The organism is Nostoc sp. XA010 (assembly GCF_020829625.1).
Lineage (GTDB): Bacteria > Cyanobacteriota > Cyanobacteriia > Cyanobacteriales > Nostocaceae > Nostoc.
Genome location: NZ_JAIVFX010000012.1, coordinates 36,630 through 48,591, shown reverse-complemented (window position 1 = coordinate 48,591; position 11,962 = coordinate 36,630). Strand labels below are relative to the sequence as shown.

Sequence of the window (11,962 nt, the reverse complement as noted above, 5' to 3'; positions counted from 1 at the left end):
ATTTAGGTAGGTAAAAATTATGGCTGATATTATGGGAACCAACGAGAATGATACCCTACTGGGTACTAACAGCGCAGACACGATTAAAGGTCTTGCAGGCAACGATACTCTAACTGGTGGTGGCGGCAAAGATAAATTTGTTTACGACTTCGGCAACGACATATACCTCAACCTTGGCATAGATACTATCACCGATTTCGGTGGAGTAGGTAAAGGAACAAACCCAACAGCAGCAGTTACTGCCGAAGTGGACACCCTAAAATTTCAAGGTGCAGGCTTCACTGCTAAAAATCTGCTGCTCACCCAGAATGGTAGCAATCTGGAAATCACCTTTGAAGACGACTTTAATGATACCAAAGTCATCCTGCAAAACTTTGCCCTGGAAAACCTGGATAACTTGAGCAAATCTACAGGAGCCACTGTAGACTTAGGCAATATAGAGTTTGATGGGCAAACTAGTGTTAGTGACAGCTTTGATGTCTTCAATGCCAACTCTACCCAAAGCACTATCTTCAATAAAAACACAGTTACCTTCCTTAACGACCTCAACAATAATGTTAGCGGCTTTGACAACTCAGATGATGTCATAAATGGTCAGGGGGGTGATGACTTTATTGATGGCAAAAGTGGCAACGATTTATTGCGGGGTGGCGCGGGCAATGATACTCTCATTGGTGGTGTAGGAAATGATACACTCTTTGCTGGTGCGGAGAATAAGATCCTTAGTAGTATTGGCAATAACTTGGATGCTAACTATAAGTATTTAGAAGGCAATAATAATCTTCTCTCCGGTGGCGATGGCAATGATTTTCTTTATGCTTCTGGCGAAACATACAGTACTACTAATCTTTATTATGTCTCTGGCAATAACACCCTCAACGGTGGCGCTGGTGACGATACGTTTAATATTAACTTTTCAACAGGCGATAACCTGCTCGATGGTGGCGATGGCAATGATTATCTTAACGCCTCTAGCGACTACGCCGACGGCAATGCATTGAGCGTCTTTGGCAATAATACCCTCAACGGTGGCGCTGGTGACGATAGATTGAATGTTAACTATTCAACAGGCGATAACCTGCTCAATGGAGGCGATGGCAATGATTCTCTCTCCGATTCTGGCTTCCAGTACTTTCGTAGTGACAATCTTGGTGCTTCAGGCAATAACACCCTTAACGGTGGTGCTGGTAATGATTACTTGACTGCTGGCTCTTCAACAGGCAATAACTTACTGGATGGAGGCGTTGGTAGCGATAGCTTGGATGTTAACGCTTCACAAGGCGATAACCTACTTAATGGTGGCGATGGCAATGATTTTCTTACTGCCTCTGGTGTTAGTCCCAGAGTCGGCATTGTTCGCTCTTTAGGCGATAACACTCTCAACGGTGGAGCTGGTAATGATGCATTAAATGTTGACTATTCAAAAGGCGATAACCTACTCAATGGTGACGATGGCAATGATTCTCTCTCCGGTTCTGGCTCTTATTATGATAATGGTTTCTTAAGTCCCCCCGAATTCATCGCCGCTTCTGGCAATAATACCCTTAATGGTGGCGCTGGTAATGATAACTTGAGTGTTAACTATTCAGCAGGTAATAACCTCCTCAATGGTGGCGATGGCAATGATTCTCTCTCCGGTTCTGGTTCCTTAGAGGATTACCAATTGTACGACGGTTCTGGCGGCTACTTGGAGATGCACGAATTCTTCGCCGCTTCTGGCAAGAATACCCTCAACGGTGGCGCTGGTGACGATACATTAAATATTGACTATTCATCAGGCAACAATCTGCTGTCTGGAGATGATGGCAATGATATCCTTAGTGCCTCTGGCTATAAGTATGACAAACAGGGCGAGTCTGGCAAAGGAGTCTATTACAGAACATCAGGAAATAATACCCTCAACGGTGGCACTGGTGCTGATAACTTAATTGTTGATTATTCAACAGGCACTAATTTGCTCTTAGGGGGCGATGGCAATGATACTCTTAGTGCATACAGCGCATTAGGTAATAACACTCTTAATGGTGGTTCTGGTAATGACATCATCACGGGTGGCAACGGTAATGACATCCTAATTGGAGGGGATGGTGCTGATACCTTTACTTTCAAGAGTTACAATGAGGGCATTGATAAACTTTATGACTTCAACGCCACTAATGAGTTGATTCAGGTATCAGCTGCTGGTTTTGGTGACAACTTAGCAACACCTTCAGTCTTGGCAAATCAGTTTACCATCGGCACATCTGCAACTACTGCTGCTCAACGATTTATTTACGACAATGTTACAGGTGGACTGTTCTTTGACCTTGATGGCAGTGCGTCTGGGTTTACTCAGGTACAATTTGCCCAACTATCTGCTGGATTATCACTCACCGAAAGCAATTTTGTGGTTGTTTAATTTTTAATTAGCGCTCCATTAATAAGCAAAAAATCTTGAGAATGCCAGGTGCTTAAGATAGCATCTTGCATTCAATTTATTAATGCAATGAATGTTAATGGAAAATAGTGTTGGCTCACTTTGTCTTAAACCGCCTTAGCTACGGCAAGCCACGCTTTGCATGTCTACAGGTGTCTACATCCCTCAACTTTCGGCATGTGTACAGATCATTTATCAGTTTTACTAGTTAATTTAGGCTATGTCTCCATTTTTACATTTATGTACATGTACCTGTTATCACTTAGATATAGTACATTGCCACACAGTTTCTTTATCTTGCTCACTGGGTAAGCGTAGCCTAACCTAAGCGATCGCCACGATTAATTCTATATTTTTTTACTATTCTTTCAAACATCTAATAAGTTTTCTCCCTTGGAAGCCTTGATTCAAACCACTTTTTGTCTGTTGCTTTCTGCAAATAAATCCTTGACTAGAAAAATGTTAGAGATACGCAAAACAAGTATTTATCTATACAATTGCAGCAACTAATATGAAGAGTATACAAAGATGTGTTTTAAGTATGGACATCTCGGTAAATATTCATATATGGTTATTACAGATGGTTATTAGACTGTTATTTAAATGCTCTCTATTTTAAACTAGATACCTACGGGCGATAGTCACAATGAGAGTATGAAAATTCCTTTACCTATTTTCAAGATAACAATACTTGCGTATTGAAAAATTAAAGTATGGAATATGAGTTTCAGGCATTTAAGCTTAATTCACCGACGTTTTTCAGTGATTGATATTCAATCAAGGATGATTAGAAAAAGCCTGAGACGACTTATTTTAGTTGCTCTACACAGTCATTAATTTGTACAGTGTGTGAAACTTTAATACTTAAATAAGTGCTACTTGCAAGCTTGTTAATAGGATAAATTTTCGATAATAATTACTGTTTGTCAACAGTGACATAAAAAACTTGCCGAAAGTGTCAATTCTCGGCTAGTTATTTGTGCGCTAAAACAGCACTAATACAGAGCTTAGAACCAAAGTTACTCCAACAATCGATTAAATAAGGTAAAAATTATGACAAATATCATTGGAACCAACAGTAATGATACTCTACTGGGCAGTAACGGTGCTGACACAATTAAGGGTCTTGCAGGTAATGATACTATTACAGCTCAGAAAGGTAATGACACCCTGACCGGTGGCGGTGGCAAAGATAAATTTATTTACAATTTGGGCAACGGCATTGATACCATCACCGATTTTGCTGGGGTAGGTAAAGGCACAAACCCGACAGCAGCAGTGATTGCCGAAGTGGATACCATAAAATTCCAAGGTGCTGGCTTAACAGCTAGAAATCTGCTGCTGACCAAGAATGCCAACAACCTAGAAATCAGCTTTGAAGAGGTGACTGGGGCAAAATTAATCCTCCAAAATTTCAACTTAGAAAACTTGGATAACTTGAAAGCTTCTGGAACAAGACCAGATATTGGTAATATCCTATTTGATGGGCAAACTAGCATTACCCCCAGCTTTAATGTCCTAGATGCCAACTCCACTGCAACGAGCTTAGGGATTAAGAACACTGTAACTTTTCTTAATGACCTATCCAACAACATTAAGGGTTTAGATAATTCAGATGATGTCATTAATGGTCAGGGCGGTAATGACAAAATCGACGGATTAAGTGGCAACGATTTGCTGCGCGCTGGTACAGGCAATGATACCCTCATTGGTGGTGCGGGGAATAACACTCTCGTTGGTGGTACTGGCAGCGATTACTTAGACGTTAACTTTTCAACAGGCAATAACCTATTAGATGGTGGCGATGGCAATGATACTCTCTCGGCCTTAGGTGACTACGATGTGGTATCTGGTAATAACACCCTCAACGGTGGCGCTGGTAACGATAGCTTGAGTGCTGAGTATTCAGCAGGCAATAACCTACTCGATGGTGGGAATGGCAATGATTCTCTTAGCGTCTCTGGTAGCTACTATGACCCTGAAGTATCTGGTAATAACACCCTCAACGGTGGCGCTGGTAATGATAGCTTGAGTGCTTTCTATTCAACAGGCGATAACTTCTTGGATGGTGGCGATGACAATGATTATCTTAACGTCAATCTTGCCGATGGTAATAACACCCTCAACGGTGGTCTTGGTAACGATTCTTTGAGTGCTAACATTTCAACAGGTAATAACCTACTGAATGGTGGCGATGGCAATGATACTCTTAGTGCCTCTGACTTCGAGGGCTACAGGTTTGATAACACCACTGGCAAAAATACCCTCAATGGTGGCGCTGGTGACGATTACTTGAATGTTAACTATTCACGAGGCGCTAATCTGCTCAATGGTGGCGATGGCAATGATACTCTCACAGGCTCTAGCTACGGCTACGGCTACGGAGGAAGGTGTTATACCTGCACTGGCAAGAATACCCTTAATGGTGGTGCTGGTGCAGATAACTTGAATGTTGACTATTCATTAGGCGATAACCTGCTCTCTGGAGATGATGGTAATGATACTCTTAGTGCTTCTGGCTACGAGTACGACGAACAGGGCGAGTCTGGCAAAGGAGTCTATCGCAGAGCATCAGGAAATAACACTCTCAACGGTGGCGCTGGTGCTGATAACTTGATTGTTGATTATTCAACAGGCACTAATCTGCTTAATGGTGGCGATGGCAACGATACTCTTAGTGCATACAGCGCATTAGGTAATAACACTCTTAATGGTGATTTTGGTAATGATATCATCACGGGTGGCAACGGTAATGACACTCTAATTGGAGGGGATGGTACTGATACCTTTGGTTTCAAGAGTTACAATGAGGGTATTGATAGTCTTTATGATTTCAACGCCACTAATGAGTTGATTCAGGTATCGGCTGCTGGTTTTGGTGGCGAGTTAGCAACACCTTCAGTCTTTGCAAATCAGTTTACCATTGGCACATCTGCAACAGCGATCGCTCAACGATTCATTTATGACAATGTTACAGGTGGACTGTTCTTTGATCAAGATGGCAGTGTGTCTGCATTTACTCAGGTAAAATTTGCACAATTATCTGCTGGATTATCACTAACCGAAAACAATTTTGTGGTTATTTAATCTTTAATTAGCGCTCCATTACTTTAGGCAGGGATTGCGAGGTGCTGAAAATAGCATCTCGCACTTGATTAATCAATGCAATTTAGTGCTAACAGAGAGTAGATGCTGGGTTTGGTTATTCAACTTTCAGTATGTGTGCGGATGATTTGCAAGTGTTATTGGCTTAGTTGATTTATGTGTGCATTCGTAATTCTGGTAATATCAAAGAATTTTTTCCCACTCGTTTAAACATTTGCCTACTGCTTTATGCTTTCTTATTGTCTAGAAGCTAAAACAATATGAAGAATGCATAAAGCTCGGCGGTTATATATACATTCGCCGGCAAATAACGTGAAGATTATGCAAAGATGCTTATTTAAATATATAAATTTAAGTAAGATACTGACTGTGTAGTTATTTTGAAAATATTTAGATGTTCTCTATTTTCAAGCTATACGCCTAAGAAGAATAGCCCAAAAGGAGGGCAGAAAAATATTTTTACCGCTCAAGAGTCAACTGTTGACTATTTTCTTTTCTAGTAAGACTTAGGATCTGGCAAAAAACCAGATGTGAAGAGTGGGTTTGAGACATTCAATAGTCAGATTTTTTTATCATCATTATAAATCACTGAACAACGATGATAAAAAGCCTGAAATGACCTATCATACCGAACCTACACGCTGATTAATTTGTACAGTGCTTAAAACTTAGATAGTCTAAGATATAGCAATCCGATTTGATTTCTGAATCACTCGTAGAGGTAAGGGACTGGGGACTGGGAAGAAGAAATAAAGGTGTACTGAGTTTTGTTCAAAAATCAAATGTGAGTCCTATAGTTAGATAAGTGCTACGTAAAAGCCTCCTTATATGGGAAATCTTCGAGAAATATTACTGATCTTCAAAGGTGATGTATAAAGTATGCCGAAAACGCCAAATTCGGTAAATTTTTTGTGTTCTAAAACAGCACAAAAAGCAAATTGACAACTTAAAAATTACTGAAAAAATTGATTGAGGTAGGTAAAAGTTATGGCAAATATCATTGGAACCAACGGTAATGATACCCTACAGAGTACCGACAGCGCGGACACGATTAACGGTCTTGCAGGCAACGATACTATAAAGATCATATATGGTGACAGTGCCAACAACACCTTAACTGGTGGAAGCGGTCAGGATAAATATGTTTACGACGGCTTGGCTGGTAATAATATCATCACCGATTTTGGTGGCGTAGGTAAAGGGACAAATCCGACTTCCGCAGTCATTGCCGAAGTGGACACCCTAGAATTCCAGGGCTTCACTGCCCAAGATTTGCTGTTGACCCAGAATAGCAACGATCTGGAAATCAGCTTTGAAAGCTATGCTTATACAAGGAGTCTTTTTGGTGCGAAAGTCATCCTACAAAACTTTGCCCTGGAAAACCTGAATAACCTTAGCAAATCTACAGGAGCCACTGTAGATTTGAGCAATATCCTGTTTTCTGGACAAACTAGCATCACGGACAGCTTTGATGTCTTCAATGCTAACTCCACCCAAACCACTATCTTTAACAAAAACACAGTCACCTTCCTTAACGACCTGAACAATAATGTTAGCGGCTTTGACAACTCAGATGATGTCATAAATGGTCAAGGGGGCAATGACATCATTGATGGCAAGAGTGGCAATGACTTGCTGCGAGGTGGTATGGGGAATGACATCATTGATGGCAAGAGTGGCAATGACCTGCTACGAGGTGGTATGGGGAATGATACTCTCGTTGGTGGTGCTGGAGATGACACCCTCATTGATGATACGGGGAATAATTCCCTTGTTGGTGGTATTGGTAACGATCGCTTCAATATTCAATTTTCAACAGGCGATAACACCCTCAACGGTGGCGCTGGTAACGATACCTTAAGTGCTGAGGCAACATCTGGCAATAACTTACTTTTTGGGGGCGATGGCAATGATTCTCTTAGCGCCTCTTACTATTTACAAGAATACGACTATATTGACTCCTCAGGCAATAACACCCTTAACGGTGGCGCAGGTGACGATTACTTGAATGCTGAGGCAACATCTGGCAATAACTTACTCTTTGGGGACGATGGTAACGATACCTTGAGTGCCGGGGGTTCAAATGACACCCTCAACGGTGGTGCTGGTAACGACAGCTTGAGTGCTGGGGCAACATTTGGCAATAACTTACTCTTTGGGGGAGATGGCAATGATTTTCTCTCCACCTCTGGCTATTTCTACTCGGACAGAGGTGGCGATGGTTATGTGTCCTCCAAGGGCAATAACACCCTCAACGGTGGCGCAGGTGACGATACATTGCGTGCTGAGTATTCAACAGGCTATAACTTCCTATCTGGGGGCGATGACAATGATTCCTTCTATCTAAGCCCCACAGATACTGCCCCATCTTCTTTAGTAACTCAAACGGTAGATGGGGGCAAGGGTGACGATTTGTTGTCCGTCGATTACATGTTAGCTAGAGGGGGTATCACTTCAACATTCAATGCCACTACAAACAAGGGAGAAATTACGGCGGGCGGGTATCGGGTTAGCTACAACAATATTGAACGATTAAATATCTCAGGCACACAATACAATGACTTGATTGTTGGCAACGATGGCAACGATACGCTCTCCACGGGCAATGCTGGTAATGATACTATCGATGGGGGTAAGGGTGACGATGTGTTGTCCGTCGGCTACAAGAATTCTACAGAGGGGATCACAACGACATTCAATGCCACTACAAACAAGGGAGAAATTACGGCGGGCACGAATCGAGTTAGCTACAACAATATCGAACGATTAAATATTTCAGGTACACAATACGATGACTTGATTGTTGGCAACGATGGCAACGATACGCTCTCCACAGGCGATGGTGGCGATGATACGATAGATGGCGGTAAGGGTAACGATGTGTTGTCCGTTGGTTATGGTTATAGCGATGCTAGCGGGAGTTTCACTTCGACGACATTTGATGCTACTACGAACATTGGCTCAATTACGGTGGGCACGAATCGGGTTAGCTACAACAATATCGAACGATTAAATATCTCAGGTACAGCCAACAATGACTTGATTGTTGGGAACGATGGCAATGATACGCTCTTTGGGGGCTATGGTGGCAATGATACGATAGATGGGGGTAAGGGTGACGATGTGTTGTCCGGCGCGTACTTTTACAGCAACGATGATAATGATGTGATTATTGGCGGTGCAGGTAATGATACCCTAACGGGTGCGGGTGGTAACGACACTCTAACTGGTGGCGTCGGCAATGATATATTTCTTTACAACCCGAACGATGGCACTGATATTATCACGGATTTTGGTGGCGTAGGTAAAGGCTCAAATCCCTCAGCAAAGGTGATTGCATCCTTAGACACTTTGCAATTTAACAATGCTCAGTTCCTTGGCTTCACTGCTCAAAATCTGATATTAACTCAAAATGGTAACAACTTAGAAATCACATTTGAAGACGCTAATGCTAATACTAAAGTCATTCTCCAAAACTTCAAATTAGAAAACCTGCATAATCTGCCAGCAACTTCTTCACGACCTGCTATTGGCAATATTCTGTTTGATGGACAAACTACCATCACCAACAGTTTTGATGTGTTTGATGCTAATTCCACTCAAACTAACCTGTTCAAGAGGAACACTGTTACCTTCCTCAATGACCTATCCAACAACATTAGGGGTTTTGACAACTCCAATGATGTCATCAATGGTCAGGGGGGTGACGACATCATCGACGCCTTGAGTGGTAATGACACAATCAGAGGTGGTGCGGGAAATGATATTCTCATTGGCGGCGCGGGAAATGATACTCTTATTAACCGTATAGGCAATGATACCCTTGAGGGTGGTACTGGTGACGATAGCTTGAATGCTAGCGGTTCAACAGGCGATAACCTGCTCTATGGGGGCAATGGTAATGATTCTCTTGACATTTCTGGACTCTACAAATCCAATGGCTCCTCTTCCGACTCTCGTTCCTTAGGCAATAACACCCTCGACGGAGGTGTAGGTAACGATAGCTTGAGTGCTAGCGGTTCAAAAGGTAATAACTTGCTCTCTGGGGGCGATGGCAATGATTCTCTTGACCTTTCTGGCGGCACCAACTCCGATTTCGGCTTCTTTGACTCTCGCACTTTAGGCAATAACACCCTCAACGGGGGTGCAGGTAACGATACATTGAGTGCTAGGAGTTCAACAGGCGATAACACTCTTAATGGTGGCGTTGGTGACGACTCCTTGGATGTTCGGAATTCAGAAGGCGATAATCTGCTCTCTGGGGGCGATGGCAATGACTCTTTTGCTGTAGAGCCTTCATCTACTGCCCCATCTTCTTTAGTGACTCAAACAGTAGATGGGGGTAAAGGTGATGATTTCTTGTCCGTCGATTACACCGATGCTACTGGAGGAATAACTTCGACATTCAATGCTACTACTAACATTGGCTCAATTACGGCGGGCAATAATCGAGTTAGCTATAAGTTTATCGAAGGATTAAATATCATAGGTACAACCTACGATGACAACATTGTGGGGAGTAATGACAACGATACAATAATTGGGGGCAATGGTGGCAATGATACAATTATTGGCGGTGCAGGTAACGATTTCCTGACAGGAGGGTATTTAGGTAAAAATACCCTTTATGGCGGCAATGGCAATGACATTCTCTCTGCTGGTGTTGGTAATAGTAACCTCTATGGAGAAGATGGTACTGATACCTTTGCTTTATATTATTATAATCAAGGCATTGGTAATATTTATGACTTCAACGCGACTAATGAATTGATTCAGATACAGGCTGCTACCTTTGGTGGCGGGTTATTAACACCTATAGTCTCAGCTAATCAGTTTACGCTTGGAACATCTGCAACCACGATCGCTCAACGATTTATCTATGACAATGTTACAGGTGGACTGTACTTTGACCAAGATGGCAGTGCGTCTGGGTTTACTCAGGTAAAATTTGCCCAACTATCTCCTGGTGTGACACTAACCGAAAACAATTTTTTGGTTGTTTAATCGGAATTAGCGTGCCATTACTAAGGGTCACGGGTTACGAGGTGCTGAAAATAGCACCTCGCATTTGATGAATCAATGCAATTGGCTAAAGTTGATTCCGGGCTTTGAGTTGCAGATATCGCTCAACTACCTGGTCGGCAATTTGATTTGCTGGTGCATCTAGTACTAATACACCTTTTTGTTTTAACTGAGCATAAGCTACTTGTCGTTGCATTAATAAATCTAGTGCCACTGCACGGGCATAAGCATCTGTAACATCATCTGTAAAGCTGTGTGCTAAACGATCAACTTGCGGATCTCGCAGAGTAACACAAAAGGGCAGATAGCGGGGTGCTAATTTGGAAAGTGCAGCCAGGAGTTCTGTAGAAGCGGTGACATCAATTAAGTCGGTAATCACCACCACCAAAGCCCTGCGAGTTTGTCGCTGCACAACATTTGTCACCGCCCCCAAATAATCAGATTCAAATAACACTGGTTGAATTGGAGTTAGGCGATCGATTAACTGATTCAAATGATGTTGACCGCGTTCTGGGGGAATCCACGTATGCATTTGGCGGTCAAATACACCAACACCGACGCGATCGCCTCGATGTAACCCCGCCAATGCTAAGGATAAAGTTGCATTCAAACCCCAGTCAAATCGTTGCAAGTTCTGCACTTTTGCTGTCATTAACCGTCCGCGATCGAGCAAGATCAGTAAAGTTTGTTCCTGTTCGGGTTCTAGAACTCTCACCAGTGGCGTTGCATTATTATATGCCCCAACTCGACGGGCAGTAGCTTTCCAATCAATAAACCGCAAATCATCACCAGTGCGATAGTTCCGCAGTTCGGCAAACTCTGTACCAATACCAGTTTTGCGGGATTGGCGCATTGATCCTGATGATTGCAATGTTAAACGAATTGTGAGCGATCGCAATCCCACTAAATCAGGATAAACTTTCACTTGCAGACTTTGGGGAATTTGCCAATCATCCCAAGCTAATCCCCAAATTCCCAACTGTCGAACTTGGATATTTCCCCAAGGAAACTCGCCGCGCTGTGTTGGGTTGACGGTATATGTCAATTCTTGGGTGGTATTACTGGGAATAATAGCGCGGAGTGTGGTTGCAGATATGCCAAACCCTGTTGGGTAGTAATCGCAGATTTCAATTAGGGCGTTGGCATTTGGCGATGTTACTTTTAGCACCACTGGATTATCCCGCCCAATGGATAATCGTGAGGGTAATTCGCGGGTAATTTGCACGCGAGAACGCCGTACCTGCAAACCATCTACAACCATCAATCCGAGAACGATCGCATCAAATATCACAGTGATGGCGATCGTTGCTTTAATGCTGAAAAAAAGGCATAGGATCGGGGCGATCGCTATACCTAAAACCAACAATAAATAAACTCGTCTGGAAGGAACCATTTTTGAGAGTGAGAAGTTAGGAGAAG

4 protein-coding genes are annotated in these 11,962 nt (G+C 42.6%); 3 read left to right on the top strand and 1 reads right to left on the bottom strand.

Annotation, left to right across the window (positions count from 1 at the left end; all coding sequences use genetic code 11):
* The first annotated feature begins 19 nt into the window (after nucleotides 1-19).
* The 3 genes from LC608_RS18620 (at nucleotide 20) to LC608_RS36905 (ending at nucleotide 10,525) form a co-directional block, all read left to right on the top strand.
* Complete coding sequence (locus LC608_RS18620) at nucleotides 20-2,398, top strand: S-layer family protein (protein WP_229554937.1); 2,379 nt, start codon at nucleotides 20-22, stop codon at nucleotides 2,396-2,398.
* Between the two features lie 1,071 nt (nucleotides 2,399-3,469).
* On the top strand, nucleotides 3,470-5,503 hold the full coding sequence (locus LC608_RS36910) for a calcium-binding protein (RefSeq protein WP_267871125.1): 2,034 nt from the start codon (nucleotides 3,470-3,472) through the stop codon (nucleotides 5,501-5,503).
* A 1,005-nt stretch (nucleotides 5,504-6,508) separates the two neighbouring features.
* Nucleotides 6,509-10,525 carry a calcium-binding protein gene (locus tag LC608_RS36905; protein ID WP_267871124.1) on the top strand — a complete coding sequence of 1,339 codons (4,017 nt, stop codon included), beginning with the start codon at nucleotides 6,509-6,511 and terminating at the stop codon, nucleotides 10,523-10,525.
* 85 nt (nucleotides 10,526-10,610) lie between these two features.
* Here the strand turns inward: LC608_RS36905 and LC608_RS18590 are convergent, their stop codons facing one another.
* A complete protein-coding gene (locus tag LC608_RS18590; protein ID WP_229554936.1) occupies nucleotides 10,611-11,936 on the bottom strand; it encodes a DUF58 domain-containing protein in 1,326 nt (441 codons plus the stop codon).
* Nucleotides 11,937-11,962 lie beyond the last annotated feature (26 nt).

Bases quoted from the DNA above. Each gene is read 5' to 3' on its own strand.
- LC608_RS18620 (WP_229554937.1), top strand. From the start codon at position 20: ATGGCTGATATTATGGGAACCAACGAGAATGATACCCTACTGGGTACT.
- LC608_RS36910 (WP_267871125.1), top strand. From the start codon at position 3,470: ATGACAAATATCATTGGAACCAACAGTAATGATACTCTACTGGGCAGT.
- LC608_RS36905 (WP_267871124.1), top strand. From the start codon at position 6,509: ATGGCAAATATCATTGGAACCAACGGTAATGATACCCTACAGAGTACC.
- LC608_RS18590 (WP_229554936.1), bottom strand. From the start codon at position 11,936: ATGGTTCCTTCCAGACGAGTTTATTTATTGTTGGTTTTAGGTATAGCG.